Genomic DNA, 26,995 nt, shown 5'->3' on the forward strand with positions numbered 1-26,995 from the left:
TGATAATGAACGTAACCCTTTGGCTTATTGCAGTTTGCACACTGCTTCACGGATGAAGCATGAGGCCTGAAAGTGCCAGACAGGGAGTAGGACTACTCCCTGCTACTCCCTGGCACGGAGGCCATCGTGTGAAGATTGCATCCCTTCGTCGGCACCATTCCGGGCAATGGATGGTGAAATTAGCTGGCAAATGTCACTATCTGGGCGTTGTTCGGGAAACCGCTGAACGCCGTTATCGTGAGCTGATTGTTGAGCATTACGGGGCATTTTCCCGTCAGTTGCCCACTTTTGGTGGTGTTACAGTCGCTGAGTTGTTACAGCAACATGTTGCCGCACAGTTGCAATCCACGCCGGAAAGCTCAAGGGATACTCGAGCGCATTATTACCATCAGGTGACACGTCATGCGGTGGAGCTGTACGGATCACTTGATGCTGAATCGTTTGGACCGAAGGCGTTTAAGGCGGTTAGGCAGGCGATGTGTCTGCCTGGACGGCGGGTGAGCTATGTCAATCATCTTTGCATCAGACTGCGGGCGGCGTGGAAGTGGGGCGTTTCGGAAGAGCTGGTGAGCGAATCGAGCTATAGCCGGTTGCTGACGGTTAAGGGGCTCGTTGTAGGGGAAATGGGCCTGAAACCGGCGCGTGAAGTGGTTCCTGTGCCTGAAAAGCTGTTTCTGGCCACGTTGCCATTCCTGACCGAGGACATAGCCGATCTACTGCGGCTACTGTGGATTACCGGGGCCAGGCCAGGGGAGATTCTGAGCCTAACTCCCGCCGAGCTGGTGAAGGATGGTGCCTACCTGGTCTATCGTCCTAAAAATCACAAGACGGCCAAACTCAATAAACTGCGGGCCGTTGTCTTTGGCGCTGAAGCCCAGGGGATCCTGAAACGGTACTGGCCCGCTGAAAAAGATGGCCGTTTCTTTGTTCGTCATGCCAGTACGGGGTCTATTCGAAAAGCTGTGCAAAGGGCCTGTGATCGCGGCAAGTTGGAGCACTGGCATCCCTACCAGCTCCGACATGCTGCCGTGACCCGCATTGCTCTCGAGTATGGCAAAGAGGTTGCTACTGCCGTGGCCGGACATGCCAGGGTGCTGACCACAGAACGATACGACCACGGAGCGGTGGAGCGGGCCAAGAGAGCGGCTGGGTAGCCCGTCAAGTGTACATCCCCCTGGAATTTCCCAGGGGTATTATTTTTTATTTTTCCTACTGGTGAACAGAATGCCACTGGTGTATTGTACTCCTCACGCAAGAAGCAATAACTTTCCCGATCAGCACTCCCAGTTGGAGCATAGGGGCTGATCACTGTGAGGTTCTCATGGCTACCCTTCCCCCTGTCGTTACCCGCAAACTCAAGGCCTACTCTGCACTGAAGAAAATCGCAGCCCTGGTTGAAGTGGAATATCCCCATCTACGCAATGCTTCTCTTTCCAAGATCATCGCCAGGCTGTCCCCGCGTCGCCATTCCCCTGATTTTCGCAGCGTAGTCTGGGATGGAAAGCATTACATTTTCACGCCTGGACAGGCGGCAATCGTGGAAGTGCTCTGGAAGGCATTGAACCGTGGAACTCCGAAGGTGGGGGCCGGACCGCTGCTGCATGCGGCTGATCTGGTGAGCGATAAGGTTTCCAAGTTGTTCGCTGGGCATCCAGCCTGGGGCACGATGATCATGACCGACGGAGTGGGGGTTTACTGGCTGGCGGATTGAGCTCGACTACTGGTATAAATCGCCATGTTGGATAATGCTTCCTTTTGCTCGGATCATTCCAAGAACGTTTCAACGATTCCAGTGATGCCACCGTCTGTTGTGATGGCTGGATCGGTAATGGTGTGTCTCGCTCCGTGTTTGGCTGCATCACTCAATATCCTCTGGAATTCGTAATCGCTACTGATCAGCATGGGGACAAAGCCGTCTGGCATCATGCCCATTCTAATCAAGTCCAGACATAGGTCTTTATTGCTGAACAGAGGTATCGTTTTTCCATGCGGTGGAATTTCGATACTCACAACCCCATAGATGGGGTCTTTGTCGTCGTGGCGTGATTTATCGGTGATGGTGTAGACAGGGAATTGCATCGGTTACTCCAGGGTGTCCCGCCACTCTACCACCCTAGAAAACCGCCTCAAATCAGAATCCCGGTTTTGTCCCAAAAACGGCCCCTGAATCGGCCCGATGGATTATAGCCATTTTGCATACTGGCCTCATCACGCATATGGGGTGGGCCATGCAAGAGATACTTCCTGCTGATCTGATTACGTTGAACCAGGCGGCTGTGATACTGCCACCGAAGAAAACCGGCAAGCGGGTCTGCGTAAGCACTATTCGCCGCTGGGGACTACGCGGCAAGATCACGCTTTATCAGTGCAACGGGCTGAAGGTTTCGGAGACGGAGCTGCGGTCCAAATTCCGCGTCCGCGTCGTCAAGATGGGGGGTGCGGTGTGATAGGTTATTGTTTCTTCTTTCGCCTGCGGTTCCTTCCACCTGCAAGATCGCAATCTTTGAATTCGTCCATTGAAACCTGCAGTGCGTTACACAGTAATGCGAGCGTATGGGCATTAGGAGCTTTCGCCAAATCTTGTTTGATCTGGTTGATTGTTCCTACTGCAACTTCGCCATCCGTGGCTTCAGATAAAGATCTAGCGGTAAAGCCCTTTATTTCCATTAACTCGGTGAGTTTCTCACCGTAGGTCATTAGACCGGATTCCAAGGTAACCATGCTATTTCTCCTATTAGCTTCAGAATTTTAGTGGATTTTGTCCGTACTGTCTTGACAGTATACTGTCTCGACAGTATTGTACTGTCACTACAGTATACTGCCGCTCCAGCAGATTTACAACTTTCTTCTTTTCAAGGTGTCCACCATGCCCAAGCATCATCGAGTATCGCTTTCCAAATCATTGCTGATCCGCATTCGCGTCGATCTGGCGGGCCTCAGCCCTGCCAACAAGCTGGAAGTGCTGGAAGAGTTGTCCACACGCATTCACGAACTGCATCAGGAAATCACTGAAGACCTGATGCCTGAAGACATGGACGTGCCTGATCCTGACCTGGTGACGGCGTGAGACATGGATGGTGACATGGATGTGTCCGGGCCACGGATGGCCCCTTTTTCTCAGGAGGTGTGTCATGGAACGCAAGAACCTGAAACTGAGTTGCCCGCCTGGTGAAATCCTGCTTTTCACCGTGGATCAACCCTGCACGTTTGCGGTGCAGATTCTGGCTGGCACCCAGACGCCCGTGCTGGTGCATGCACCGCTGACGGTAAACGTGCAGCGTGGCCGTATTAGGCCGGAAATTGCGGACGAAATGGCGGCATCCATTGAACAGCGTAGGAGTGCTGCAGCTTGAACCAGACTCTCGAATTCAACCGGTATCAGATCGTAGGCATCCTGCCAGGTGGTGATGAGCTGCTGGTGACGCTGGGGTGCACGGAGACGGAAGTCCGCATGCTTTACGTCCAGCAGGTGGAACAGTTGCGGTGGATCAAATTGCTTGGTTTTTCCCTGCGGGAATGGGTCGCCCTGCAGGAAGGCGGGTACTGGCGACCCATTCGTTTCTGGAAACAGACTGGGAGTGATAAACATGCTGACTCTGCAGCAGACCGAAGTCCAGACACTCGCCGACGTGCTTGGGCTGATGCACGCGGGATGGACGTTGAGCCGGGATGATTCCGGCGAATGGATGGAACAGGGGCACCTGTGCGCGGTACTTCCGCCGGGCACGATTGAGCGGCTGGAAAAACGGTGTCTGGTGGAAATGCGGAAGGGGAAATACTGCCTCACGCCCCTGGGGGAATTCGGTGCTTCTCAGTCCGATGCCGACCAGGAGGTTCTGCCCTATGCCCAGGACCCGGATGACAGACCGGAAGCCGTGGTGCTGTGGTGCGTCATCGGCATGATCATGGTGGTGGTTTTCGCGGCCTTTTACACGAGGTGGTAGCCATGGGGGATCGTGACAAACTCTGGGAAGCGATGCTGGCGGTGGGACCCAACGTGATCCCGCTGTTTCTGCAGCAGCAGCCGAACCTGGCGGGTGGCGTCAACATGAATTTCGACATGAACGCCTGGGCGGGCATGGTGGCGAAGGTGGCGGAAACGCTGGTGAACACGCACCAGAAAGCCGTTGCCGTCACGAACGGAGTGCCCACGCCATGAAAATCCGTGCTTCCCGCTTACCCCTGGCGATGGTCTGCCCGGCGTCCATGCAGGCCGCCGAGTATGACCTGAACTCCGACAGTGAACCAGCCCGCCTGGGCACGGCGGTCCATGAGTGGCTTTCCACCAGGATCGCTCACCCGGAGCAACTGGAGTTCCTGGGCGATGAGGCTTTCGAGCAGCTCGCCGTCAAGTATTCCTTGCCAGTCGATGACGTGCGGGCCTTGTCGCTGCGAGCTGTCCACTTGTGGCGGGAGGTCCAGCAATGGTTTGTCAATCCCCGCATCGAAGTGGCCATGAAGAAAGACCTGGGCGGCCTGCAGCTCACCGGCCATGTGGACGTGCTGAGCTATCAGGAAGCCACGCGGACGGTTTTCGTCAATGACCACAAGACAGGCTGGCTTGATTCGGATCATGCTGACCAGGTGCGGGGTTACGGGCTGATGGCTTTGGACGAATACCCCGAAGCGGACCAGGTGCGAACCTGCATTACGCGGGTGCGGGACTTTGTCACCGATCACCACACCTATACCCGCATGGAACTGGTGGGCTGGTCGGAACGGGTGGTGCATCGCCTGGTCGAAGAGAAGGACACCTACCAGCCGGGCAGGCATTGCAGCTTCTGCCCTCGGCGGCTGACGTGCTCGGCTTTCCGCGATTGGGTGAAGTGGGCCCTGGAGATTCTATCCGGCTCGGCTGTGGTTGACCTGCAGGAAGCCGTTTCCGCTGACCTCATCACGCGGGTGTATGACGCCAAGGCCGCTATCGGTCGCATGCTTGATGATGCCCAGGAAGTGCTCAAGACGCTGGCTATGGCGAACGGTGGCGTGTTGCCTAGGGAAGATGACTTTCAGTTGCAGCTTACCAGCCAGATTCGCCAGCAGATTCTTTTCCGCGAAGCGTGGCCGCTGCTGGCGGATCGCGTGGGCCAGGAACGCTGGAACCAGATTTTCAAAGTCTCCAAGACCGAGCTGCTCAACGCGGTGCGGTCTGATGTGGGTCGTGGGGAAAAAGGTAAAGCCGCTCAAGAACTGATGGCCCAGCTTGAGGAAGCCGGGGCATTGGCGGAAACGACGATTGAGCGGCTGGAGTTACGCAAGAAACAGAAAGGGGTGATCGGTGGAAATTCAGATCAAAGCTACTGACCAGATAACCAAGCTGGACGGGGTGGAATGCCGCCTGTGGGAAGGCGTGACATCGCAAGGTGTGCCCTGCAAGGTCTTTGTTCACCGCGTAGCGGTGCACAACAGCCAGGACAGTAATCAATTTGAGCAGGAGCTGCATGAGCATATGCCTCCTGGGCGTTTCGTTCCTCTTTCTCAAGTTCTGTGAGGCACCATGAGTACGACAACTTTAGCGCCGTCCACCAATGGGCAGGCACCTGAACAACTTACCAGCAGCCCTACCAAGTCTCTGTTGTCTCGCCTGGGCGAACGCTTTGGCGTCGATGCCGAGAAGATGCTCGGCACCTTGAAACAGACGGCTTTCCGCCAGCGGGCTGACAAATCTGGGCAGATTAAGGATGTGACCACGGAGCAGATGATGGCGCTGCTGATCGTTGCTGATCAGTACCACCTCAACCCGTGGACGCGGGAAATCTACGCCTTCCCCCAGGATGGCGGGATCGTGCCTATCGTCGGGGTGGATGGCTGGATTCGCATGATGAACGAACACCCGCAGTTCGACGGGGTGCAATTTGTGGACGGCCCGGAAGTGGGGGATAAGCCCAACCTGGTCAACGAATGGATCGAGTGCCAGATTTTTCGCAAGGATCGCTCTCATCCGATTGTGGTGCGGGAATACATCGTGGAATGCCGGAAAGACACCGGGCCCTGGCGAAGCCACCCTCGCCGCATGCTCAGGCATAAGGCTCTCATCCAAGCGTGTCGCATCGCATTCGGTTTCGCGGGCATTCACGATGAGGATGAGGGACTGACCGTTACCGATGGCATCGCCACGGTGAAGAAAGCGGAACCACAATGGCCAACGGGCCGCGTCAATCATCGCCTCACGCATTCAGTGAAGACAACTCCGCCTGATGTGGTGGATGCCACTGCCACGGTATCAGAAGAGTTGGAAGAAGAAACGGCCTTCGACCAGGAAAAGGAAATCCGTCGCCAGGAACTGATCTCCTGGCTCAATGACCAGCTCAACAGCGACGTTTCCGATTCGGTGCTGGATGAGGTTGCAGCAAAGCTGCGGGACTCTCACACGATGTTGGGGGCGGACATCATCCACGACATGCAGCAACGGCTGAACGCCAAGCGGGCGGGTGGTGTTGCTCCGAAGGTGAAACGAAACTTTTGATCTAAGCAGCCGCCGGCTGTCCACCAGAACGGTTCTGGAGGGCCTTTCGACTTTTAACAGATGCCGGCGGCTGCTTTCTTTTTTCTCTTGGGGTGGGCCATGTATATTCGCAAACTTCAGATCCAGAACTTCATGCGGCTGGAAGGCGTCAGCATCGACGCCGAAGGCAAGCATGTCATCATTCGCGGGGAAAACGGCATCGGGAAATCGTCCGTGGTGGATGCCATCTATGAGGCATTGCACGGGACCAGCTCGAAAGACAGGCCGGAACCGGTGCACCAGGGGGCCAACAAAGCCCTGATCTCGCTCGATCTAGGTGATTACCTGGTCGAAAAGCACATCGCACTGGATGGCAAGTCGCGTCTGGTGGTCAAGGCGGCTGACGGATCACGGATCAACAGCCCGCAGAAATTACTCGACGGACTCCTGAGCGAATACAGTCTGGACCCGGTGGCGTTCCTCGATCGCCGTCCCCAGGATCAGATCGACGATGTATTGCGGGTGTGCGGGGTTGAACCGCCTGTAGCACAGGTAGAAATGATCACCGGCGAGAAGTGCCCCGCCAGGCCGGGCGAATCGGCGGACCAGTACATGGAGCGGCTGTCGGCTGACGAGGTCGGAGAATGGTACCGGCGCCGGCGGGAACAGCATCGCGTGGTGGAAACGAACCGGGGTGCGGTGGAGAAGCAGAAACAGAAGGTGGACAGCTATTGCACGCAAAGCCCAGCGCGTGATGCTGCGGTGATTTTGGAAGAGCTGAATGCTGCCCAGGCGAAGCAGGATGCCTACCAGAAGTGCAAGCAGGCGAAAGCGGAAACACAGCGGGAATACGAACGTCTTTCTGATCTGTGGAACCAGGTTGACACGGAACGCCTGGCTCTGGGTAAACAGAAGGCCGAACTGGAAGCGAAGCTGAAAGAGGTCAACGCCAAGATCGCTGCCAATGCTGATCGCCTAGAGAAAGGCATGCAGATGGTGTCTGAGGCACGGCTGGAGAACGAAGCGGCTGGTCAGGCTCTCGCCCAATGCTGGGACAACACCAAACAGGTGCAGGAACTCCGCATGGAGCTTTCTTCCAGCCAGGCCGCCCAGAAACACATCATCGAAATGAACCAGGCCACCGAGCGCCTTAGCGAGTTGCAGGCAGAGCTGGTCGCCAGCCAGAACGAACACGGGCGGCTGGATCGGGTGCTCGAAGATCTCCGCTCGCTCCGCAAGGGGCTACTCGAAGGCCTTGACCTGGGCGTTGACGGCCTAGAAGTCGGTAAGGGCGAACTGCGGCTGCACGGGGTGAGCTTCAAGCAGGCCAGCCTGGCTCAGAAGCTGCGCGTAGCCTGTGCGGTAGCCATGAAGGGCAACGGGGCACTGAGACTGCTACGAATCGATGACGGGGAACATTTAGACAGCGAGAGCCGGGCATTTCTTCTGAAGCTGGCATCCGAAAACGGCTGGCAGGTGATCATGACTTGCGTCGCGGATTATGACCAGCTCCAGGTGGAAATCGTGGACCAGGAACCGGTGGAAGTGAAGCCAGCTCGCAAGGCTCCACGTGGCAAGTTGTTTGACACCAGTAAAGATGCAGCGATGGCTTAATCTTCAACTCTTTTATGAAAGGGCAGCTATGAGCTTAGACAAGGGGCTTTCGGCACTACGGAAATCTGTTGAACAATTGTTCAAACGGACGCCGGAAGTCAGGCCGTTCTCAGCCAAAGAATACAAGGAATTCAAACAGGCCATCGCCCAGGCTCGCCGAGAACGACGCCGGGCACGCAAGCAACGGAAGCTGGCGAGGAGACAACATGGACGGGCTACCACTGTTCAGTCACACGTTTGAACGCCGTGATCCTGCACACCGCAAGCACGGCGGCAACGAATCATCGAACCTGGCTCACCGCAAGGCGCTGGGTAAGAAGCGGTATTTCTACAGCCGCATTCTGATCCTGCTCAGACAGGCGGGATCAACAGGCAGGACGGCCAAAGAACTGGCCCGAATGCTGGGAGTGGGTTTCAACCAGATCAGCGGGCGCTGCACGGAGCTGGTGCAAATGGGTTTTGTGCGGCGGCTGGCGATCAGGCGGGATGGTTCAGCGGTTTTGATTCATCGCAAATATTGATTGGAGCGTCAGGAAGATGCAAGACAGTTCACGCCATCAGTTTCTGCAGGTGACGGGCAACAGAACAGCCGCCCTCATCCTGGAGTACTTCCTGGTGCTACACAACGGCAAGCGAGCGCGTAACCCCGACGAACCAGAAGACTCCCCGAAACTGTGGATCGACTTCACCCAAGATGCTCTGGCCAAGCACTTTCTGGTTTCCGTGGACACAGTAAGTCGTGCCATGAAAATTTTGCAGGCGAAGCGATTCATTCACATACACCAGTTCGGCTACGACAGAACCTACCGCTACGAACTGAAAATTGCGGTTATCAATTCAGTGCGTGACGAAATGCCATTGTTTGAAGGGGAGAATTGCCATCCCCGCAAAATGCGGGCTTCCATCCCCGCAAAATGCGGGCATGCATCCCCGCAAAATGCGGGCTTCCATCCCCGCAAAATGCCAGATTGTTATCCTTCCATTCCTTCCTTTGTTCCTTCCTCATCATCAGGAGTTGAAGAAGATGAAACTGACGATTGCTCAAAAGAAACGCCTGCTGTCGTACTCCCTGTTCCCGACGATGCGACGGACCCCGAACGTCAAGACCTCCTCGACCAGTGTGAAGCCGTCGGCATCCACCCAGAGCACACCGAAGCCCTCCTGCTCGCCCGTACGACGCGCCAGACAGTGAAAGCGGCATTTGCTCACCTGGCGGTGAGATTGCGGCGTGGTGACCGTATCCCGCAGCCGTACGGCGGATTTATCATCGACTTCTGCCGCGATCCGAAGCGGTGGGAACATGGGGTAGACGAACATGGCTGCTGGGTGCCGCTGCGGGTGCTGGCAGAAAAGAAGAAACAACGGCGCCAGGCCAAGGCACGTGACAGACCGGACCAGCTGGAAGATGCCAGGCGGGCGGCGTTTGTGGCCTGGGACAGGCTCAGCTACGCCGAGCAAACCAAGATCAAAGAGCAGATAGAAGCCGAGCACCCGGAGCTTTCAGCGGGAAAGCGTATCGAGATGTGCCGGCAGGAAGCCTTAAACAGGAGTAAGCATGCCGACGACCAAGCAGCAGATGACACCAGACCAGAGCAAAGAGCACCTCGACCAGCTTTTGGAGCTGCGACTCGAAGCCAGTGAGCTGGGGGTGAAGGCGTCCAAGGCCCACGAGGTCTACAAAGACGCCAAGGAAAAATTCGAGCTGAAAGAAAAAGAAATCCAGCAGCACCTCGAGGAGTTGAACCAGGAACTGCCACTCTTCGACAAGCCCGAAGAAGTGCCGTTTCCGTTCCCGTTGCCTGATGGTGTTGCCGACGCCACGCTGGCGAACGTCGCCGCAGATCCAGTGGTGCTGGGGCTCTCGATCGGCATAGTGAAAACAGTGCGGGATGAAATCAACTGTTTCACCCTAGGCCAACTGCAGCACTTCCTGAACGCCAAAGAGACGTTGAGCCCGGACAAGCAGAAAGAAGCCAAACTGAAGCTGGGGAAACGCATCGGTCCGAACGCGGCGTGGAAGTTGTTCAGGGCGGTGGCCAGCTACACCGGCTCACGCAAGAAGACGACCGGTAAGAAAGCGGACCCAGTGCCAGCTGCGGCGCCCGCGAAATCCGCAGCCAAAACCACCACCAGCGATGAAATCGCCATGGGGCGCGATACCCTTTGCGCCGACGTGGAAGAGTTGACGCCCACACAAGCTCAGTTCCTGGCTCAATTCAAGATGACCAAAGTGGGCGAGGTGCTTGATTGGTTCGACCGGATGAACAAGGAACGGCCCGACAACCCACCCAAGGACTACCTGGTCAAGCGGGTGGCCTCTGCCTGTTCGATCACTGACAAAACCGCGAAAGCGTTGATCGATAGCATTTACAAGTTTGAAGAGAAGTATCTGACAGGGGGTAACTAGCCGTGGACCGCTCCGCCTGGCTCAAGACGCCGTACGCCAACACCTCCGCGAAAGACCCGGATAGCGCCATCACGGCGCTGCTGCAGAAATATCAGGTTGTGCACTTCAGCACCACGCACGCACCTGGGCCGGGTGGCAACCCCGGCTATGGCGTACGCTTCGAGCTGGGCGGCCTCTGGTACGTCGTGGCGTTCGAATCGCTGTCGGTGAAAGGTGTTGATCCCCGGCAGCTCCTGAACCAGGTGAAGCGGGTCGTTTACTACACACTGAAGACTTTGCTGGAAGCCAGCGAGGTCTTTGTCAGTCGTCAGAAACTCCTGCTGCCATTTCTGGAAGTCGGCGGCATGAACCTGTACGAACAGATGAAGCCATTTCTGGCAGACTTCCAGGCTACACCAGGGCGGCTGGCTTTGTTGGGATTGGAGTAGGTTATGGAACTTAACATCAACGGATTGTTGAAAGGTTTGAGTGAGCTGTCTCAGCAACATGTAAGGCTCATCGACCGCGAGATCGAGGTTGCTGAGGAACGGCTGGTGATGCTGAACAAGCTGCGGGGCATGTGCCCGCAAGGTAAGAAGTACACCAGCCGTCCAATCGGGAAGATGCTGGAGGACATGAAAACGAAACGACGCAAGAAACCGGATGCAGCCAGGCCCAAAAAGAAGCCTGGCGAACCGCTGAACCTGGAAGGCGATCTGATCCCGCACGACACACGGTGCAAGATGATTGCCGGCCTGATCGATGCACAAGGAGCCATGACTACAGGTGTTCTCGCGGAATTGATGAAGTGCTCTGTCAAAACGATTTACAACGACATCTATCGACACGAAGAGTGGTTTGGCCGTGACAGCAATGGCGTCACCCTCACGATTCAAGGGAGAAAGGATTTACTGCAATGAACCTGAACACCATTCCCATACAGCAGATCGATACGGAACTGATCCGCCTGCGTGATAATAACCGCGATGAAGGCAACGCGGTAGGTGGCCTGCAGGAGATGGCCACGTCGATGCAGAATCACGGCCTTCTGCACCCTGTGCTACTCAGGCCAGTGAACGACAGCGAATACACCTACGAATGCATTTCAGGCGAACGCCGTCTCCGGGCCGCCTGGGACCTGAACTGGGAAGAGATCCCCGCCCGTGTCGTGAGTGCTGACCTATCTGTCGAAGAGATCGACGAGCTGCACCTGGTCGAAAACCTGCAGCGGTCTGACCTGACTCCCTGGGAAGAAGCCCGGCAACTCGCTGACCTGCAAGCGCGTGACCCCGATCAGCGGCTGGAAGACCTGGCCGACAGGGTGGGCAAGTCGCCGACGTGGGTGGCGCAACGCCTGGCGTTCCACAAGTTGCACCCTGGTTTGCGGGCAATGCTGGTCAAGGAAGAGTGGCCGCTGGTGCAGGTGCAGATGCTGGCCAGAATGCCGCTGCAGTTCCAGGCGGATTTTCTGGATGGGGTATCCCAAGAGCGTAAAGAGGGGTGGGGTGATTATGGCTCTACCGCTTTACCAGAAGTCCCTGATACTCAATCATTGGCCCGATCTATCAACGATGCACTTATGCTGCTCAGTCACGCGCCCTGGAAGCGTGATGACGCCAAGCTGCTGCCCGAAGCGGGTGCCTGCAACCAGTGCCCCAAGCGGTCGCTGGCCCAGAAGTTTCTATTTCCAGAGGTGACTGACAGCAAGAAAGACACCTGCCTGGATAAGGATTGCTGGAGCCGTAAGCAGGCTGCCCTGGTGATGCTGCAGGTGGAGAAGCTGACCAAAAAGAAAACGCCGCCGGTGCTGCTGTCGGATTATTCCGAAGTGCCCCAGGCGACGAAAGAACGTCTCGGCGATGTTGAGATCAGGGGGGTACATGATTTCAACGAAGTCACCCAGAAAGACAAAGACGCCCGGCCTGCGGTGCTGGTGAGCGGGCCCGAAGCGGGGAAGGTGACCTGGGTGAAGGAATGGGCGAAGCCGGTGGCACAGACCAGCCGCCGGCAGGTGGATCAGGCGACGGGAAAACCGGTACCCAAGACGGACAAAGAGAAGCTGCATGAGCTGCTCTGTAAGCGGCTGTGTGCTGCCGTGGAATTCTGGCGAACAGAATCCCTGAACAGCATCAAGCCGACGCTGGAACGGCTGGTGCGACTGGTGGCCGTCATGGGCACCAGGTGGAGTCACCGCATGTGCTCTGATCGCGAATGGAAGGATTACGAAGGCATCGTTGACAACGACCAGAAGCTGGCAGACAAGCTCTGGGATGCAATACGGGAAGTGCTGCAGGATCGGGTGAAGCGGACATTACCGATAGTCAATTGTGCGGAAAGCCTCTGGAAGGAAGCAAGGCTACAGGCTGAAGCACTGCAGGGGTTTGCTTCCTTTGAGGATTGCTGGAAATCTGCCGTGGATGAAGTGAAGTTTCCCGTGGGGCTGCAGAAGGCAGGGTTGACTGATCCGCACACGGTGTTTCCTGAAGCCATTACCTGCCACAAGCCCCTCAATACACCCAAGAAACCACAACCAGCCAAGAAAGGGAAGGGTGCGAAGTGATCGACCAGACCACAGCCAGCTTTGCCGAAATGCTCCGCAGTCGTGGCCATGAACACGCAGCCATCGCAGTCGTGACGGACGCGATCGCCATCAGCATGGGCGACTTAATGGCGAATTTCGGCAAGGCTCTCACCAAACTAAACCTCGACCCAGGTTCGATGTTGAAGATCGGTGCCGTCACCGTCACCCACATGGCCAGACTGCAAGTTCTGGTCGGTGAGCTGAAGTCCGAAGGCAACAAGCTCAAGAAATCTCTGGAGGGTAAACTGTGAGCCAGCCAACTGTAGGCAGCGAAATCCTAAATGAAATTGAACGCTGCAGCGAACTGATCGGCCTTTACGAATCGCTCCGAGGGCCTGGCGTGTACGTTGATTTCGCCATCAACTCGATTCGGCGGACGATTAGCGATGCAAAGGAGGCCATCACTGGTGATGACCCCGTCGCCTGCATCCGGGTACTTGAACGATTGAGGGACCACAAATGAGTCTCCCCGTCTCCCAATGCCGTTCCTGCGGTGCCCAGATTTACTGGGTGCAAACAGTCCTCGGGCGCAACATGCCGGTTGATGCCATACCGGTGGATGATGGCAATGTCATCTTTATTGACCAGAAAGCCCATGTGATCCGGGCCGGGGAAGAAGTCCCCGAAGATGCCCGGCGGTACGTGAGTCACTTTTCGACTTGTGCTCAGGCGAAGAAACACAGGAAGGGGCGAAAGTGATGGCCAAGATCGGCCCCAACACCTGGATTCAGAAAGAGATGCAATGCACGTGCGGCGGCTATTTGAAGATGATCGAACAGTTCAAGGTGGTGCAGCACGTCGAGAAATCATTCTGGAATTACCACAGCCGCAAAAAGTGCGGGGTGCAACGGTCAGTTATCACTTACACCAGGAAGGGGAAGAAGTATGCCAGCAGCTAGAAGCCCAATCATCGATAAGTGGGTTGAAGAAAACCAAGGGAAGCATCTGTGCGGGTGTGGATGTGGAAAAGTAATCGTTATCATCCGTAACCATTATCATGTTGGCATTCCGCCGCGCCGTCGTGGGCACAACAAACCTAACATCAACGAGTGGATTAGGCAACAAGACGGACGGCATGTTTGTCAGTGTGGATGTGGCGGCTTGATCCGTGCGACCATCGACCACCGATGGAAGGGCATTCCTAGGTTTATTCATGGGCATAGCGGCAAAGTACAGTTTGCGGACAGGAGAACATTATTCTTCGCTAAAGTCACCAAGACTGATCAGTGCTGGTTGTGGACGGGGAGCAAGAATAAACGTGGCTACGGAAATATGCATACGAAAGGAAAGTCTGGTAAGGCTCATCGCGTTTCTTGGGAACTACATAAAGGCCCTGTCCCGGTGGGGATGCACGTTTTGCATAGGTGCGACAATCCCGCTTGTGTAAATCCCGATCATCTGTTTCTAGGAACGCACCAAGACAACATGGCTGACATGGTGATGAAAAAGAGATACGCCAAAGGCGAGACGGTTGGGTGTTCAAAGTTCACAGACTCAGAAATAAGGGCCATACGTAACAGGGCCGCCTCGGGCGAATCACTGTCATCGATAGCGAGAGACAAAGAAACTAACTCAGGCCATGTGAGCAGAATTGTCAGGAAGATCAGGTGGAAGCACATATGATTTCGTTCATTGTTTATACGGTACCTGTTGCGATGCCACGCCAGAGAAATCGCATCATGTACATCGGCGGCAAGCCGATCAGCCAAAACTACACCCCTGGCAAGCACCCCGTGAACGCTTTCAAGTCAGCGGTGCAGCTCTCAGCTCGAGTGGCTTACGACGGCCCGCCCCTGGAAGGCCCTGTTTACCTGCAGGCCACCTTCGTGCTGCCCAGGCCACAGAAGTACTGCCGCAAGAAAGACGACCCAGGGCGGCTGTGGTGTATTGCCAAGCCAGACATGGACAACCTGGTCAAGGCGCTCAAGGACGCATTATCGAAGCTGGTGTTTAAGGATGATTCCCAGGTATGTCGTACTATGCAGGGGAAGTTCTACGCCGCCCGTGATGAACAGCCATGCGTGGAAGTGCAGATTGGAGTTATTGATTGACAGACTTCCCTATTCCCCTGGCCGACGTTCTCAAGATAGCCGATCAGGCTGCCTGGTGGATGTTCAGCAAGACCAAGGGGAAGCTGGCTTTCGCTGATCTGAAGCAGGAAGCGATGCTGGGGCTGATCGGTGCCGTGCGAACGTGGAACCCTATCAAATCATCTTTTAAGACTTACGGGAGCACGCGGGCACGGTTTCACCTGATGGACTATCTCCGCAGGCAGGATCACCTGACACGGGTGCATCGCAAGAAATCCAAAGGGCACCTGCCGAATGTGTTTTCTTTTCACGCACTAAATGAGGTGGTAACTGATCGGTTGCAAGTCATGGTGGACGAGACTGTGGCCGTCCCAGGCAAGTCCACTCTGGAATCAGACTACGCCGAAAGCCTGATCTTGATGGTGAGCAACTACCGGCTGCGGGACATCCTTTACCTGCACTATTTTCGCGGCCTGACGTTCAAAGCGATTGGCAAGATCATGGGGATTACAGAAAGCCGCATCAGCCAACTGCACAGGGCGGCGATTGAAACTATTCGAAGGAAGGCGGGGTGAACGATGGAAGGGCTTTATTTCGTATCGTTTACGAAAGATCACAAGCTGCATTATTGCGGCCAGATCATTAAACAACTTGAACTGGGATATTGGCTGGTGAGTCTAGTCAACTTTCTTAATGGCAACATGGACTGCGGCATGGTGTACCACCTGCGAGAAATGCAGGGCAATTGGAAAATCTACGACACGAAGGAAGAGTGGGTGCAGAAGGTGGAATACTTTCAGCGCCAGGCATCTCGGCAATCTTCTAAACCGGCTTCTCCCCCTGTCCATCCCACTGTTTCGAGTGGCCCGCCTTCACCATCTGATCATTGATACTGGCGGCTCCCGGTTCGGCGTAAGCCTTCCCAAAGATGCGGCCATACTTTTCGGTGACATCGCGGTCGGTGACAATCATGATCCAGCTATCAACCGGGGTCAGATACTGCAGGTAGCTCTTGGCCGCCAGTCCCCGTTTCTTTTCGGCGGCGTTGGAAGTGCGACTCTCCGGAGCATTCACCCCGGAGAGTCTAAAGATTTTCGGGCTTTGCTTGATGCACATGCCCATGTCCAAGTCAACCCGCAGCGTGTCGCCGTCGATCACTTCCAGTACCTGGGCGACGTACCGGAAGATGTGACCATAAAAGGCTTTCTTGGACTCGGCCATCATTACCTCAACTGAGGCTTACGGTCAGTTTCAGCGGCTTCCACGTCTGCCCCGGGTGATGATGCCACCGGGTTGCCAGGTGCCGGTGGAACAATTGCCGCCGGAGCAACTGGAATAGCTATTGGTCACCACTTCACCGGTCCGAACAGGAGCTGTGGTCGCTGCCTCGTTTCTCACGAATAAATGCATGTAGCGCTTCCCATCGCTGCCACGCACCCAGGCAGCACCGGCGTGGGTGTAGTTGTCATAGGTGCAACACGTGCCCCATCCCCAACTATCGTCTAAGGCACCGCAGCCTGCAGCGTCAGCATGAGCACCAGCGGGCAGGCAGTCGAAGTCGCTGGCCAGATGGCCTGCAATGCCCTGACTGGCACGCTGGCGGGCAGCTTCCTGGGCGGCCTGGGTCAGCAGTGGATCTTGCTGGAAAGGTGGCAGGCCGCGTTTGGAGCGTGCAGCGTTTACTTCAGCTAGGGCATCCGTTATTCCTGGATCAGCTGTTTTTATTCGTGAATCGGCTGATTTTATTCCAGAAACAGGCGGTTCTATAACCGTTTTTGGTGATTCGATTGCTTGGCAGTTCCCCGCCCAGGCCCAGGCGGATCGCCCGCGTCCTTTGCGGTCGCTGGCATCGGCACTGATAACCATCACTGACACGAACAGCAGACAAAGCAGACTTCGCATAGCTCATTCCTCATACAGGTAAGGCGGCGGGACCTCCCCGCCGCCGAGACTCAAAGCGTTGTTATTAGCTGCTGAATTTCTTCAGCAGAAACAGAAACAGAATCGGCAACAGCGTCTGCAGCGCGAGCAGTAGGAGCGGATTGCCGACAATCTTTTCCTGATCGGCCTGGCTGAATTTCTCCAGCCGTTTCACCAGACGCGGGTTGCGTCTCAGTATCGCCTTGGATTCTTCAGGGGCACTGGCGAAACGTCCCATGTATTCGTTGAGATCAGCCTGACTGACTTCGCCGTCTGAACTGGAGCCAACTTCGCCATGGTCGCCGACAATCAGCGTGCCGCCTTCCTTGCTGATCTGGTCGATCAGGTTGGCAGCCAGCCAGTCGATGTTATCGAACAGCATCTTGTCGATGTTGCCCGGGGTGATGACAGCCGGTTCCAGCAGTTGAGCGCCAGACACCAGCCATTTACGCAGCGCGACCTTGTCGATCTTGCTGCTGTCGAAACTGATCAGACTTCCGAGATTCAAAGGCATGTTGCCCTCCGTGTAAAACTCTCTGATGAAATCAGCCAGCATGGCGAGAGCCATGATGGCGAGTGTGGCCATAAGCCACAGCAGCCCGCTGGGGAACTGATCCATTGCTAGACCCCTAACAGCCAGTTGATGTCGCCGGGGTAACCTTCGAAATTGTCGATGGCGAATACTTCGCCGGTGCGAGCCTGGTAGTCCACGTCGGAAGGTGGAGTCCAGTATCCACCAGGTGGTTCGTTGTTGGTAACTTCGCCGTGGATCGGGATGGCGATACCGTTATTCAGGTAATACCACTGGTTCTGCCAGCGGTAGATTTCGCCCAGAGTGGGGTGCTGCCAGAAACCCCAGATAGATTGTTGATGATTCCACGATGATCGTTGCGTGTTCCACAGCACACGGGGTTCGCCCTTGTATTCAAGATTCTGGGTTCTGCCGCCCCAGTCGCCTGCAGCCAGGCAGGGACGGCCACGGCGGAGTTCACGTTTGACTTCATCGGCTGAACGGCAACGGATGAACTGCAGCTTGTGTTTCTTGGCCGCCTGCAGCCATTCGGGCTTGTGGTTGCGATTAGTGCTGAAAAACAATTCATACTCGGACACCTTGCGGTTATTGCTGCCGAGCCGTTCGATTTCTGCCACGGTGGCCGGGCTATAGACCAGCACTGCAGCGTCCTGTTCTCTGCCTTTAATCGGGACAATGTGAGGCTGAGGCAGGCCGGGCGTGCTCTGGGGGGGTGTGCCCACTTCGTTGAGCATACGGGCAAACACGGTCCCACTGGCCCCGTCGCCTTCGCTGCGGTTGGGCTGGCCTATACCGGTGCTGCGGGCCTGGCCATAAGGAATCAGGGTGAATGGAATTTCGCCGACTTCGTGGGTAGCTCCGTGCAACACTTCCAGGGCAATGCGGGCCATGAGGCCGTTCTGCCCGCCGCCGTTGACACAAGAGCCGATGAGCTGCCAGTTGAGAAGGAATCGCTTGTAAACCTTCTGCATGGCTTCCCAGAGAAAGACCTTGTCCCCTTTGATTTCTGGGACATCTTCTCGCTCGTTGTGATCACGGACCAGGCCGGACCTATAGGCTTCCTGCATGCCAGCATCGTCAGTGCGTTCGAATCCGAAATCCCAGATGCCACCAACCAGCTTTCCGCCAAGTGATTCAAGAGCCGTCATTATTTGAGTGCCTCCAGGAGTGCCGTGCCGATGCGTTCATAGACCTTGCTGGCCTTCTCGCGGTCCAAGGTGGCGTTCGCATCCTTGCCGAGTTCGCTTTCGATGATCTGGGCCGCCTTGGTTCGGGTGTAGGTGAGAAAGGGGAGCACGGGCACCTCGTCTGCGATCCACGCCGCCTTGTGCTTGGCGTACAGGTCTGCCAGCGTCCTGGGGGCAATGGCGGGATCATTGAGCTTCAGGAGCTTGCTCGAGTCGATAAACGATTCCGCCCAGTCCTTGGCTTTGGGCCAGGTATTCCCATCCGTCGCCGCCCGGTCTTTTGTCAGCAGCTCCTTGAATTCCTTCACCAGGGCGGTGTCCGCGTCTGGCGTGGGGATCGGTACCGGCTTGGGGTTCGGTGGCGGTGTTGGCGCCGGGTTGCCTACGGTGGCTTCAATGCTGTCGATGATCACCGGGGCCTTGTCGAGCGAATCCCCGTTGCGGACGATGTGCGTGTTGCCGGTGCCTTCTTTCTTGGCTACCAGAATCACCCAGGGCAAGTCTTTCGCTTCGAACAGGTGAAGCCGGGCGACGGTTTCCCCACGCCTGACGCCCCAGATGGCAAACGGTTGCTTGGCGGGTACTGTGATGCGTTCCAGCAGGCTTTCGTCCTGTACTACCCAGAGCAGTGGCGTGGTGACATCCTTGTGGGGGTGCACCACTTCGAATTCGCCGACTTGAATCTGCAGCTTCTTGGGCTTCAGCTTTTCGATGATGTCTTTGGCTTTGGCCACTTCGGGCGTGGTGAACTGACTGCCGACGGTGAGCGTGCCGGGTGTCGATTTGTCCAGGCGTTCCATCGTCTGCCTGGCTTCGAGAATTTCCAGGTCAGTGTGTCGGTGCCCGATAACGATTTGAGCGTGCAGCGTTGACGCGAAGCACAAGAGTGCAGTAAGCAACCAGAGTTTCATCATCACCCCTTCAAAGAATTACCGCCGGTACCCTGCCACGTAGTCACCGACTCTTTCGCTGACGGTTCGCCGATTCTTCCACCACGGACACTGAGCCACCCAGCGGACTATGAGCACCAGGGACAACACTGCAATCACGCAGCGTGTGACGGTCATGATCACGTAGCCGATCAGTTTGGCCTGGAACACCATGTACGGGTCATAGATGCCGACAATGCGGTGCAGGCTGGCACCCAGCAGGGTGGCAAAGACCATCCACAGAAGCAACCGTTCGGTGAACGGGCGGTTGCTGGCAGGTCCGGCCACAATACAGAAAACCCCCAGTGCAGCCGCCATGGTGGACCAGGCAAGAGCATCCAGCAGGATCATGGCTTAGTTTCCCCCTTCAGGAGGTGGGCGGAACTTATCAGGCAATGCGTTGGTGGGATCGATTGACCCCACTCGCTTTTCGGTGCGGTCAAACATCACCACGATGCCGAAGATTAGCAGGCCGATGCCCATGGCGATGGCTACGCCGATGGAAAACGGCAGCTTGAAATAATCCGTGACAACATAAGGCACAATGGAACCGATCACGCTGGCCATGGCGATGTGGATGAGGGCCTGGAACATGGTGACGGTTCGCCGCAAGGCAGACAGGCTGGCGCATAGCACCGCCACCAGAATCCAGGTAACAAACGAGCCTAGCGAGGCAACGGCGTGATGGTCGGGCGGCGGTTGAGGCATCCTTTATCCCCTTGCTAAAGCCATCAGCAGTATGGCTTTGCTGGGTGGATAGCTCAAAATCGAAGCAACCAGACAGCCTTGTGCAGATAGTTCGCCAGCAGCTCTGGCTGGAACAGGCTCCAGGGCTTCATTGCCCCGGAAAGTGCCCGGTAGCCCCCCATTTCGCAATCGGTGGTCTTTTCGTCCTGGTAGCGGTCCTGGGTGGCAATCATAACGCCCATCTGCTGGCACTGCAGGTACTGGACCAGGTTGATGATGTTGGCCGTGGGCCAGTGGTGGAAAACGTCTTTGCACAGATACACGTCAGCATCGGGAATCTGGTCGAAATCGTGCAATGTGGTGAGCTGGTTGTGATGCCAGTGATGGTGGGGTAAGACGTTTCGCAGATGGTTGATCAGGTGGCTGCAGCAATCGAGGCCGTGGAACGTGACACCGGGACAGTCTACCGCCAGGCTGGCCAGGATACGCCCGTCACCACAGCCGAGATCCACGACAGTCTTGGCCTCGAGAGTTTTAATTAATGCGGGAACCAGGAATCCGTAGGGTGATCCTTCCTTGCTGGGGTCGGAGCCGGTGCCGCTGTTCCACTTGGTGGTGCTCCATAAGCCGTTCTGGTAAATCTCACTAAAGATGGCTTCGGGATTTCTGGCGGTACTCTTGTGCGTATCCATGCACCTTATCCTCGTCATACCAGCGCACGCGCTTGTGTTGGTCTGGGGAGTATCCAACCTCGTCCCAGAAGTTCCGCTGGAACATCTTATCCGTAATGCGGTGCTGAATCACAAAACCGCCCTGGTCGTCCCACGCGCGAAGGCAGCCCATGAACGGCTGGGTGAACACTTCCTGGCCACGAAAAGTATAGGCATGGTGCGGCGTGCTGGTAGCCTGCCAGGCCAGCCGCAAGTTATCCTGGTCACCGTAGCCGTAGCGGTAGGTGTAGTCTGACCAGTCATCGAGCCAACGATAGAGATTCAGTGCTTTCCAGCATTTCGATTTATCGATGAGCCACTGGCCACCTTGCCATCCCCGGCCTGAATCGGGGGTGATGCCGTAGACATCCCAGCGCAGGTTGCTGGCCATGCCGGGCAGGTCATACCATACCAGGGTGCCGGCGCGATTGTCGAAAAGCCTATCGATAGGTGCCACGGGGTAAGCGTCGGCATCGAGGTAGAGCACTTCACGGAAGGGACTATGCAAAACCGCGTAACTCTTGAGCCCCCAACTGAGCCAGCGGTTGTCGGGATCGCCCCATTTGTCCATACCCCAGCGCCTGCAGGGGTGACTCTCGCGGAACTGATTGGCGTCTATCAGCTCAGCCCCCAATTGCTCGAAGATACCAGCGGGCAGCGGTTCGCTCACCCCCCGATGCCAGATTTGTATCCCCTCTTTCCATCCGTGGTGCCGTAGCATTTTTGTTGCTACATAAACCCCCACGCCATAGCGTTCGCCGCCGCCAAGGATGACGACGCCACGGCCTTGAAAGTAACCCGGGGATTCGTTGTTTTCGCTGATTTTCTCTTTTAAGACATTACGGAAAGCCTGCTGTGTCTCCGGTTGTGCCCACCAGCTCGACGGCCAGCCATCGTCTGGCACCATATTGCGGAAAATCTTCTCCCAGAAGTTGACGGCGGACGGTTTCCACACGCCCCACTTCGGCGGGTTCATGTCGCATGATTCGGTTGCACGCCGGAGCTTGTCGCCGATCAGGGTAGGTTTCGTGGGGCAGCCGCATTCGATACATTCATTGTTGACGTTGCTGGGGCACTCTTTGCAGATAGCCGCTCGCTGGTCGTGGATTTCGTCGGGGACGGTTTTAAAGCCGCTGAGGATGTGGCGGAAGGTGGAGCCGGTGTAGTGGCCGAGTTTCTGCAGGAAGCTGGGGCGGTCTTTTTCGAGGAGCTGATCCCATAGGTGCCGCATCTGGCGGGAGTTCTCATCGGTGCCCAGTGCCCATTTTTTTTGGTGTCCGGTGTGGTATCGCTGGTGATGGCTGCACCAGTCTGGCAGTTCTTTATGAGTGGTAAGGGTGCAGGGTTCGCTCATTATTCATCCGCGTCGAATTGGAATGCGGCTCCGTCAAGACTGAGAACTGGCGTCTTTATGCCGACTGGGGAAGGGTCAAAATGACTACCGCAATTTTCTACAAGCACAACAGTGCTTACAATATCAGAGTCGCAATCAACGGTGCTGCTATCAGTAAACGAAAGCGGATCGCAAGAAACCAAAGTCAGATGTCGCCCTCCTGTCACATACTTGTACTGAAATGATTCACGTTTTAACCAGTCAAAAACCATTGGCCAGAAAAAATCTGAATTTTCCATTGGCGAGCCGCATGTTGCACAGAAGTGGCAAGCCACGGTGCACCTGAAGAGTTCTCCATCACCGCCAAAATCGCCGATAGATGGAACACCTTGGCAATTCTCAAACCCGTAAAAGCCATCGCCATCTGTCAATGTGTTTTCTACATAGGTATATTTAACGCTAAAATATGGATCACTTGGTGTTAATGGCCTACATGTAGAGTCTCGAAAATCTTCGTTTTTTGTAAGAGTAAACGTCTTACTACCCATGCCTGTAACAGACAGCGTGGCATCAAGTGTTTCCGGAAAAGGATCACTGGTTTCATCTGAGCAGGAAAACCGCGTACATCCGCAGCAGTAGCCAGGGCCTGTGGTCGTGTAATACGCCCCACCGCAACACGGGCATGCTTTCGTTCGTGTCCGCATCAGGAGAACCTCAGCGGCCTTGATCCCCACGCAGTCAACAGCGTTTCCTGCACATCGTTACCCACGCACTGAACCTCTGTCACCAGCTCACCCACGCCATGCAGATAGGCGGGCCAGTCAACCGGCGGCAACGGTTCCGCCTCGACCACGGTGTGAACACCTTCGCCGATGTCCTGAAAGCTGACCTGGCTGCAGAGTGAGCCTATCCACACGTCCGAAACGGTGCCCACACCGCGATAGTGGCGATACAGCCGGGCGTTGAAGTTCTCAACAATGCGGGCGTAATCCTCAGCCCGTTCATCGGCCCGGTTGTCTAGATCGGTGCTATTGGAACCGGTGTGAATGAGATCGTCCCAGACGATGGCTCTGGTTCCACTTTTGGAATAGCTGTATGGCTCAGGGTTTGGATAGGTGATGTCTTTGGTGTAGTAAGGGTTTCCATCGGCTTCCGCGAGAAGCCGCCGGAAAATCACCCTTACCTTTTCAGGGATGACTGGCTTGAACGGTTCCCGCCAGTCTTCATCCCACAGAATGTCCGCCACGCGCATGGACTCTTCGGAGGCGGTGAACGCTGGATCATCTTCGCCCAGGCGGACGATGTCGAATGCCGCCGTGTAGGGGTTCATACGCAAGCTGCAGCCCAGGCGCCGGGCGACGGCCTGGAATGCGACGATGGCAGGTACTTGCCAGAAGTGCCAGCTTTCCGGGGTGCCATGCGGGGTAAAGGGCCAGCCGGGCCAACTGGTAAGCCCCATCGACCCCCAGAGTTCCTCGCCGAGTTCATCCCATGTGAAAGCGGTGCCGCCGTTTGTGGTTTCTTCGATGTAGTCCGTGGCTCCGGTGTGATCCGGAGCACGTTTGACGTTGTAGCTGGCCGCGTGGTAGCGCTGGTACATGTAATAGCGTTTGTCAACGATTTCGACGGCATAGACGCGGTTGGGGTCGTTGTGGTGGCCGGGGGTGATGCACCAGCACTTCACGGGGGAGATTTCGCTGCAGGTGATCCTGCGCAACTGGTCGGTGATCACCAGGTCGAAAGATTCGATGTCGTCGAACGTCAGCTCGTCAATCTGGGATTTCTTCAGGAGGATAACACCCCGGCCTGGCTCGGCGCCCAGTGGAAAGCTCATGCGATTGGCGTGGCCGTACCAGTCACGTGCGATCGTGAACGCGGTGTCCTTCCCCAGATAGCGTGCGATGGCTTTGGGGCACTGCACCGGTAAGCCGCCGAAGCTCATTCCCATTACGCGGCCCTCCGGTAGCGTGGGTTCGGCAGGATCAGCTTGCCGTTGTAACTGGGCCAGGGGACGTGCTCAGGGTCGGTAGGTGGCGTGCGGAACTCCAGCCACTGCTTGGCCTCACTGACACCCTTGTTGGCGGCCTGGCGAACGGTGAGCGGCCCCCATCCGCACCGGCAAGAAAAATCCCAAGGCGGACGAAAGGTCTGGAACACGGGATCATCAACACGAAAGACATTCGTGCCGTTCAAGCCGCATTTTGCCAGGGCCCGGTGCTCGGCTCTGACACGGTCGTCGCCAATAGGATCGATGGTGGCATAGGGGAAGGCATCAGCAACGAATGGTGATTCCACGACGGCCATTTTGCCGTCACTGTAGGCCTGGTGCAGGTTGGTACGGAATACATTCTCCGCGTGCGCTTCGCTCAGGAAAGAATTCTTCCCGACAGCCACCTTGAATTCATCCAGCGTCCAGCCTTCCTGCAGGGTGTTGTGGATGGCATCGCGGACGCGGGCGATAGCTCCCTCAGTCTCCAGGCCGGCGACGGTGAACGCCTGTTTGACTTCCTCGTCTTCCAGTTCGTCCCACTGCTCGCGCGTGACCAGGTGACGGTCTGCGAGATCCCGCAATGCCCACTCGTAGCTGGGCATGCGAATGTTGAATAGCTCGCCGCCATCATCGCTCAACACCAGGTCACTGGGTGGGATTGGTGGTGGTAAGCCAAGCCAGGGCCGCAAGAGCACCTGTTCCTGCGGCTCAAATTCTGCCAGCACCAGTTCTTTGTCTTCGGGTGGTAGATTGATCTGCTGAACCTGCAGAATCAGCTCTTCCTGTTCCTCGGGTGTCACATCGAACGGTAGTTCATCCCAGGCATCGACCATACCGTCTGCGATGGAGGCCAGGCGGGTGTAGGCATAGACTTCGGCCCAGGGCTTGGTGTAGGTGCGGATAATCTCATCCGCGGTGCGCTCACTGGGCGACGTGCGGAGCCGCCGGGCGAGATCATCGAGCATCCGGCGGCTGAGAGTGGTCAATACCTGGGTGGCTTGGTCGAGCATTTATTCAGCCACCGTATTCTGGTAGTGTTACAGTTTGACCGCTAAAGGAGTGCGTGCAATCTCCGCAGAATTCAATGTTGCCGTTCTTGATGAAGTAATGGCAGCAGAAGGGTTTTATTTCTCCCTTGTAGCCACGGTGAAAATGTTTCACTGATGGACTAATAGTTGGGTTTTCTAGGCTGCCGTTCCACTCCCAATGCATGGCGTGTTTCACTCCTACTTTCACAGGGATGGCATGGCTTCCACAGGCAGGGCACTTATACTCCAGGTAGCCATCTTGTCGCAGGATTGCTTTGCTCATCATCTACCTCTTACTGCAAGAGCGGACTGGTTTTGATTTTACGGTGGCCGTACTCGGTGCCCATGAGTTTAGGCCGCTGCGGCTGCTGTATCGTGGGCAGGCTGAATCGGCTGGTGGGCTGATTCATGTTGCCAACGGGACGCTGGCCACCTTGACCAGGCTGCTGTCCCTGGAGCGGGGTTCCCGGTTGCTCCATGCCGGGTTGCATACGGCTTTCGTTCAGCCCTTTCATCTTCAGGGCAAAGCTGGCATCGGGGCCGAAATGGAACTTGGCCAATGCCTCCCCGATCTGGGTGTACCAACTGAAGAGAATCTGGCGACCGATGCGCTCCTGGGTGCGCAGAAAGGTTTCCATGGTGATGTTGCGACCGGCCCAGCCGCCGGTGTCCACTGATTCCATGAGCTCGCGCGGGGTGCCGATGCCGTAACAGATGCGGCTTTCGTAGTGCTTGATCACAGATAACATACCGTCAGCGTTCAAAGTGGCGGTAGGCCATTTCACCTCCCAGAGTGGATTGCCTTTGTCGTCGCGTTCGCTGGGCATCAGCATCGACATGCCAGACAGCCAGTCGTCGACGATTTTGCGGGCGGCGTTGCGGGCGGGTGTGTAGTCCAGTTCGCCATTGGTGCGGCGAATCACGTTGCCACTGGTGGGAAATCTCACTTCAGGGCCAGGCACTCCGGTGCGGGTGATGGCAATATCCAGCATTTCTTCGGTGCCGCGCTGTTCAGCTAATCGCTTCCAGTCCTGATGGGCTGCATGGAACTGGCTCACGCCGTAAAAGCGATCATAGGCAACTTCGTGGCCGTGCCAGAACGCCTTGCCAGGCCAGCGGCCTGCACAGCGGAGCACCTTGGCTCCTTTTTCCGCCAGGTTGCGAACTCGTATGCCGGCATAGGCCTGTCCTGCCTTCACGGGGCGTGTGTCGGCTGGGTGGAACACTTTCAACCCTACCTGGGACAGCATCTCCCCTTCTTCGCGGTAGAGAATTTCGCAGCCCTGCCAGCCGTAACGGTAACTGAGCTGCACCTGGTGCAGGTCGTTTTCCCAGAAGCGTTCGATGGATTTCAAAGCCCAGTCTCCCACCTGGGAGCTGCTCGCCTTGATAACTTCAAATTCTGCTGACGCCAGGCCGCCTTCAAAGATACGCATGGCTTCAGCGCACACGGGGTGCTTCGCCATGCGGTCGATGTCGTTGTACAGGTGAATGTCGAGGGAACCATCGCTGTTGACGTTGGTATTCCGTCCACGGTAGTCCAGCGTGAGAGCCTCACACAGTTCCTGGCTGATCTGTTCCGGAGACTTATCCATGTCATTCCGCCTTGAGTCCTGCCCGCAT

General features: G+C 56.4%; 41 protein-coding genes. 26 read left to right on the top strand and 15 right to left on the bottom strand.

Translation table 11 applies throughout. The annotated features are described in order from the left end of the window. Nucleotides 1-59: 59 nt before the first annotated feature. Complete coding sequence (locus JNJ77_19835; protein MBL8824847.1) at nucleotides 60-1,154, top strand: tyrosine-type recombinase/integrase; 1,095 nt, start codon at nucleotides 60-62, stop codon at nucleotides 1,152-1,154. A 167-nt stretch (nucleotides 1,155-1,321) separates the two neighbouring features. Continuing rightward, the gene (locus JNJ77_19840; GenBank protein ID MBL8824848.1) at nucleotides 1,322-1,711 is read left to right on the top strand and encodes a hypothetical protein; all 390 of its coding nucleotides are present in this window, start codon (nucleotides 1,322-1,324) and stop codon (nucleotides 1,709-1,711) included. A gap of 53 nt (nucleotides 1,712-1,764) precedes the next feature. Here JNJ77_19840 and JNJ77_19845 read toward each other — a convergent pair whose 3' ends face one another. Then, nucleotides 1,765-2,079 (bottom strand): hypothetical protein, encoded by a 315-nt coding sequence (locus JNJ77_19845; protein MBL8824849.1) that lies wholly within the window; start codon nucleotides 2,077-2,079, stop codon nucleotides 1,765-1,767. 149 nt (nucleotides 2,080-2,228) lie between these two features. Between JNJ77_19845 and JNJ77_19850 the strand changes: the two genes are divergently transcribed. Further along, nucleotides 2,229-2,447, top strand: a complete 219-nt coding sequence (locus JNJ77_19850) for a hypothetical protein (protein MBL8824850.1) — start codon at nucleotides 2,229-2,231, stop codon at nucleotides 2,445-2,447. Between the two features lie 4 nt (nucleotides 2,448-2,451). Here the strand turns inward: JNJ77_19850 and JNJ77_19855 are convergent, their stop codons facing one another. After that, nucleotides 2,452-2,721, bottom strand: a complete 270-nt coding sequence (locus JNJ77_19855) for a helix-turn-helix transcriptional regulator (GenBank protein MBL8824851.1) — start codon at nucleotides 2,719-2,721, stop codon at nucleotides 2,452-2,454. A gap of 145 nt (nucleotides 2,722-2,866) precedes the next feature. On the opposite strand from JNJ77_19855, the gene JNJ77_19860 reads away from it, so the two are divergent. The 23 genes from JNJ77_19860 (at nucleotide 2,867) to JNJ77_19970 (ending at nucleotide 15,631) form a co-directional block, all read left to right on the top strand. Continuing rightward, on the top strand, nucleotides 2,867-3,067 hold the full coding sequence (locus JNJ77_19860; protein MBL8824852.1) for a hypothetical protein: 201 nt from the start codon (nucleotides 2,867-2,869) through the stop codon (nucleotides 3,065-3,067). A 64-nt stretch (nucleotides 3,068-3,131) separates the two neighbouring features. Continuing rightward, on the top strand, nucleotides 3,132-3,353 hold the full coding sequence (locus JNJ77_19865; GenBank protein MBL8824853.1) for a hypothetical protein: 222 nt from the start codon (nucleotides 3,132-3,134) through the stop codon (nucleotides 3,351-3,353). After that, nucleotides 3,350-3,673 carry a hypothetical protein gene (locus JNJ77_19870; protein MBL8824854.1) on the top strand — a complete coding sequence of 108 codons (324 nt, stop codon included), beginning with the start codon at nucleotides 3,350-3,352 and terminating at the stop codon, nucleotides 3,671-3,673. The genes JNJ77_19865 and JNJ77_19870 overlap by 4 nt, the downstream gene beginning before the upstream one ends. Beyond that, nucleotides 3,588-3,944 carry a hypothetical protein gene (locus JNJ77_19875; protein ID MBL8824855.1) on the top strand — a complete coding sequence of 119 codons (357 nt, stop codon included), beginning with the start codon at nucleotides 3,588-3,590 and terminating at the stop codon, nucleotides 3,942-3,944. Before JNJ77_19870 ends, JNJ77_19875 begins: the two co-directional genes overlap by 86 nt. A gap of 2 nt (nucleotides 3,945-3,946) precedes the next feature. After that, nucleotides 3,947-4,159, top strand: a complete 213-nt coding sequence (locus JNJ77_19880; protein MBL8824856.1) for a hypothetical protein — start codon at nucleotides 3,947-3,949, stop codon at nucleotides 4,157-4,159. Then, entirely contained in the window at nucleotides 4,156-5,304 is a 1,149-nt protein-coding gene (locus JNJ77_19885) for a DUF2800 domain-containing protein (GenBank protein ID MBL8824857.1), read from the top strand. The genes JNJ77_19880 and JNJ77_19885 overlap by 4 nt, the downstream gene beginning before the upstream one ends. After that, complete coding sequence (locus JNJ77_19890) at nucleotides 5,279-5,491, top strand: hypothetical protein (GenBank protein ID MBL8824858.1); 213 nt, start codon at nucleotides 5,279-5,281, stop codon at nucleotides 5,489-5,491. The genes JNJ77_19885 and JNJ77_19890 overlap by 26 nt, the downstream gene beginning before the upstream one ends. A 6-nt stretch (nucleotides 5,492-5,497) precedes the next feature. Continuing rightward, complete coding sequence (locus JNJ77_19895) at nucleotides 5,498-6,466, top strand: recombinase RecT (GenBank protein ID MBL8824859.1); 969 nt, start codon at nucleotides 5,498-5,500, stop codon at nucleotides 6,464-6,466. 99 nt (nucleotides 6,467-6,565) lie between these two features. Further along, nucleotides 6,566-8,059, top strand: a complete 1,494-nt coding sequence (locus JNJ77_19900) for an AAA family ATPase (protein ID MBL8824860.1) — start codon at nucleotides 6,566-6,568, stop codon at nucleotides 8,057-8,059. Nucleotides 8,060-8,087: 28 nt separating this feature from the next. Then, the gene (locus JNJ77_19905; protein MBL8824861.1) at nucleotides 8,088-8,300 is read left to right on the top strand and encodes a hypothetical protein; all 213 of its coding nucleotides are present in this window, start codon (nucleotides 8,088-8,090) and stop codon (nucleotides 8,298-8,300) included. Beyond that, entirely contained in the window at nucleotides 8,266-8,580 is a 315-nt protein-coding gene (locus JNJ77_19910; GenBank protein MBL8824862.1) for a hypothetical protein, read from the top strand. Before JNJ77_19905 ends, JNJ77_19910 begins: the two co-directional genes overlap by 35 nt. 16 nt (nucleotides 8,581-8,596) lie before the next feature. Further along, a complete protein-coding gene (locus tag JNJ77_19915; protein ID MBL8824863.1) occupies nucleotides 8,597-9,700 on the top strand; it encodes a hypothetical protein in 1,104 nt (367 codons plus the stop codon). After that, nucleotides 9,615-10,466, top strand: coding sequence for a hypothetical protein (locus tag JNJ77_19920; GenBank protein MBL8824864.1), 852 nt, complete (start codon nucleotides 9,615-9,617; stop codon nucleotides 10,464-10,466). The genes JNJ77_19915 and JNJ77_19920 overlap by 86 nt, the downstream gene beginning before the upstream one ends. Nucleotides 10,467-10,468: 2 nt before the next feature. After that, complete coding sequence (locus JNJ77_19925; protein ID MBL8824865.1) at nucleotides 10,469-10,894, top strand: hypothetical protein; 426 nt, start codon at nucleotides 10,469-10,471, stop codon at nucleotides 10,892-10,894. A gap of 3 nt (nucleotides 10,895-10,897) precedes the next feature. Next, on the top strand, nucleotides 10,898-11,365 hold the full coding sequence (locus JNJ77_19930) for a hypothetical protein (GenBank protein MBL8824866.1): 468 nt from the start codon (nucleotides 10,898-10,900) through the stop codon (nucleotides 11,363-11,365). Continuing rightward, nucleotides 11,362-13,005 (top strand): ParB/RepB/Spo0J family partition protein, encoded by a 1,644-nt coding sequence (locus JNJ77_19935; GenBank protein MBL8824867.1) that lies wholly within the window; start codon nucleotides 11,362-11,364, stop codon nucleotides 13,003-13,005. Before JNJ77_19930 ends, JNJ77_19935 begins: the two co-directional genes overlap by 4 nt. Continuing rightward, nucleotides 13,002-13,277, top strand: a complete 276-nt coding sequence (locus tag JNJ77_19940) for a hypothetical protein (GenBank protein MBL8824868.1) — start codon at nucleotides 13,002-13,004, stop codon at nucleotides 13,275-13,277. The genes JNJ77_19935 and JNJ77_19940 overlap by 4 nt, the downstream gene beginning before the upstream one ends. Beyond that, nucleotides 13,274-13,489 (top strand): hypothetical protein, encoded by a 216-nt coding sequence (locus JNJ77_19945; protein MBL8824869.1) that lies wholly within the window; start codon nucleotides 13,274-13,276, stop codon nucleotides 13,487-13,489. The genes JNJ77_19940 and JNJ77_19945 overlap by 4 nt, the downstream gene beginning before the upstream one ends. Beyond that, complete coding sequence (locus JNJ77_19950; protein ID MBL8824870.1) at nucleotides 13,486-13,725, top strand: hypothetical protein; 240 nt, start codon at nucleotides 13,486-13,488, stop codon at nucleotides 13,723-13,725. The genes JNJ77_19945 and JNJ77_19950 overlap by 4 nt, the downstream gene beginning before the upstream one ends. Beyond that, nucleotides 13,725-13,925, top strand: coding sequence for a hypothetical protein (locus JNJ77_19955; GenBank protein MBL8824871.1), 201 nt, complete (start codon nucleotides 13,725-13,727; stop codon nucleotides 13,923-13,925). Before JNJ77_19950 ends, JNJ77_19955 begins: the two co-directional genes overlap by 1 nt. 373 nt (nucleotides 13,926-14,298) lie before the next feature. Continuing rightward, a complete protein-coding gene (locus tag JNJ77_19960) occupies nucleotides 14,299-14,649 on the top strand; it encodes an HNH endonuclease (GenBank protein ID MBL8824872.1) in 351 nt (116 codons plus the stop codon). Further along, the gene (locus JNJ77_19965) at nucleotides 14,646-15,077 is read left to right on the top strand and encodes a RusA family crossover junction endodeoxyribonuclease (protein MBL8824873.1); all 432 of its coding nucleotides are present in this window, start codon (nucleotides 14,646-14,648) and stop codon (nucleotides 15,075-15,077) included. Before JNJ77_19960 ends, JNJ77_19965 begins: the two co-directional genes overlap by 4 nt. Then, a complete protein-coding gene (locus tag JNJ77_19970) occupies nucleotides 15,074-15,631 on the top strand; it encodes a sigma-70 family RNA polymerase sigma factor (GenBank protein ID MBL8824874.1) in 558 nt (185 codons plus the stop codon). The genes JNJ77_19965 and JNJ77_19970 overlap by 4 nt, the downstream gene beginning before the upstream one ends. A 247-nt stretch (nucleotides 15,632-15,878) precedes the next feature. Here the strand turns inward: JNJ77_19970 and JNJ77_19975 are convergent, their stop codons facing one another. The 13 genes from JNJ77_19975 to JNJ77_20035 all read right to left on the bottom strand — a co-directional run bounded on the left by JNJ77_19975 (nucleotide 15,879) and on the right by JNJ77_20035 (nucleotide 26,967). Further along, a complete protein-coding gene (locus JNJ77_19975; protein MBL8824875.1) occupies nucleotides 15,879-16,277 on the bottom strand; it encodes a thermonuclease family protein in 399 nt (132 codons plus the stop codon). Nucleotides 16,278-16,307: 30 nt separating this feature from the next. Next, nucleotides 16,308-16,958, bottom strand: a complete 651-nt coding sequence (locus JNJ77_19980; protein ID MBL8824876.1) for a hypothetical protein — start codon at nucleotides 16,956-16,958, stop codon at nucleotides 16,308-16,310. A 64-nt stretch (nucleotides 16,959-17,022) separates the two neighbouring features. Further along, the gene (locus tag JNJ77_19985; protein ID MBL8824877.1) at nucleotides 17,023-17,595 is read right to left on the bottom strand and encodes a hypothetical protein; all 573 of its coding nucleotides are present in this window, start codon (nucleotides 17,593-17,595) and stop codon (nucleotides 17,023-17,025) included. A 2-nt stretch (nucleotides 17,596-17,597) separates the two neighbouring features. Then, complete coding sequence (locus JNJ77_19990) at nucleotides 17,598-18,656, bottom strand: hypothetical protein (protein MBL8824878.1); 1,059 nt, start codon at nucleotides 18,654-18,656, stop codon at nucleotides 17,598-17,600. Then, on the bottom strand, nucleotides 18,656-19,609 hold the full coding sequence (locus JNJ77_19995; protein ID MBL8824879.1) for a hypothetical protein: 954 nt from the start codon (nucleotides 19,607-19,609) through the stop codon (nucleotides 18,656-18,658). The genes JNJ77_19990 and JNJ77_19995 overlap by 1 nt, the downstream gene beginning before the upstream one ends. A gap of 15 nt (nucleotides 19,610-19,624) precedes the next feature. Next, nucleotides 19,625-19,975, bottom strand: coding sequence for a hypothetical protein (locus JNJ77_20000; GenBank protein MBL8824880.1), 351 nt, complete (start codon nucleotides 19,973-19,975; stop codon nucleotides 19,625-19,627). 3 nt (nucleotides 19,976-19,978) lie between these two features. Further along, nucleotides 19,979-20,332: a hypothetical protein gene (locus tag JNJ77_20005; GenBank protein MBL8824881.1), complete on the bottom strand. Its 354-nt coding sequence runs from the start codon at nucleotides 20,330-20,332 to the stop codon at nucleotides 19,979-19,981. 53 nt (nucleotides 20,333-20,385) lie between these two features. Further along, a complete protein-coding gene (locus JNJ77_20010; GenBank protein ID MBL8824882.1) occupies nucleotides 20,386-21,003 on the bottom strand; it encodes a class I SAM-dependent methyltransferase in 618 nt (205 codons plus the stop codon). Then, nucleotides 20,957-22,375 (bottom strand): hypothetical protein, encoded by a 1,419-nt coding sequence (locus JNJ77_20015; protein ID MBL8824883.1) that lies wholly within the window; start codon nucleotides 22,373-22,375, stop codon nucleotides 20,957-20,959. Before JNJ77_20015 ends, JNJ77_20010 begins: the two co-directional genes overlap by 47 nt. Then, nucleotides 22,375-22,902, bottom strand: a complete 528-nt coding sequence (locus JNJ77_20020; protein ID MBL8824884.1) for a hypothetical protein — start codon at nucleotides 22,900-22,902, stop codon at nucleotides 22,375-22,377. The genes JNJ77_20015 and JNJ77_20020 overlap by 1 nt, the downstream gene beginning before the upstream one ends. Nucleotides 22,903-23,057: 155 nt before the next feature. Beyond that, complete coding sequence (locus JNJ77_20025; protein ID MBL8824885.1) at nucleotides 23,058-24,302, bottom strand: hypothetical protein; 1,245 nt, start codon at nucleotides 24,300-24,302, stop codon at nucleotides 23,058-23,060. Further along, nucleotides 24,302-25,330, bottom strand: coding sequence for a hypothetical protein (locus tag JNJ77_20030; GenBank protein MBL8824886.1), 1,029 nt, complete (start codon nucleotides 25,328-25,330; stop codon nucleotides 24,302-24,304). The genes JNJ77_20025 and JNJ77_20030 overlap by 1 nt, the downstream gene beginning before the upstream one ends. A gap of 335 nt (nucleotides 25,331-25,665) precedes the next feature. Then, complete coding sequence (locus JNJ77_20035; GenBank protein ID MBL8824887.1) at nucleotides 25,666-26,967, bottom strand: hypothetical protein; 1,302 nt, start codon at nucleotides 26,965-26,967, stop codon at nucleotides 25,666-25,668. Between the last annotated feature and the right edge of the window lie 28 nt (nucleotides 26,968-26,995).

The organism is Planctomycetia bacterium, from assembly GCA_016795155.1.
In the GTDB taxonomy this organism is placed as follows: domain Bacteria; phylum Planctomycetota; class Planctomycetia; order Gemmatales; family HRBIN36; genus JAEUIE01.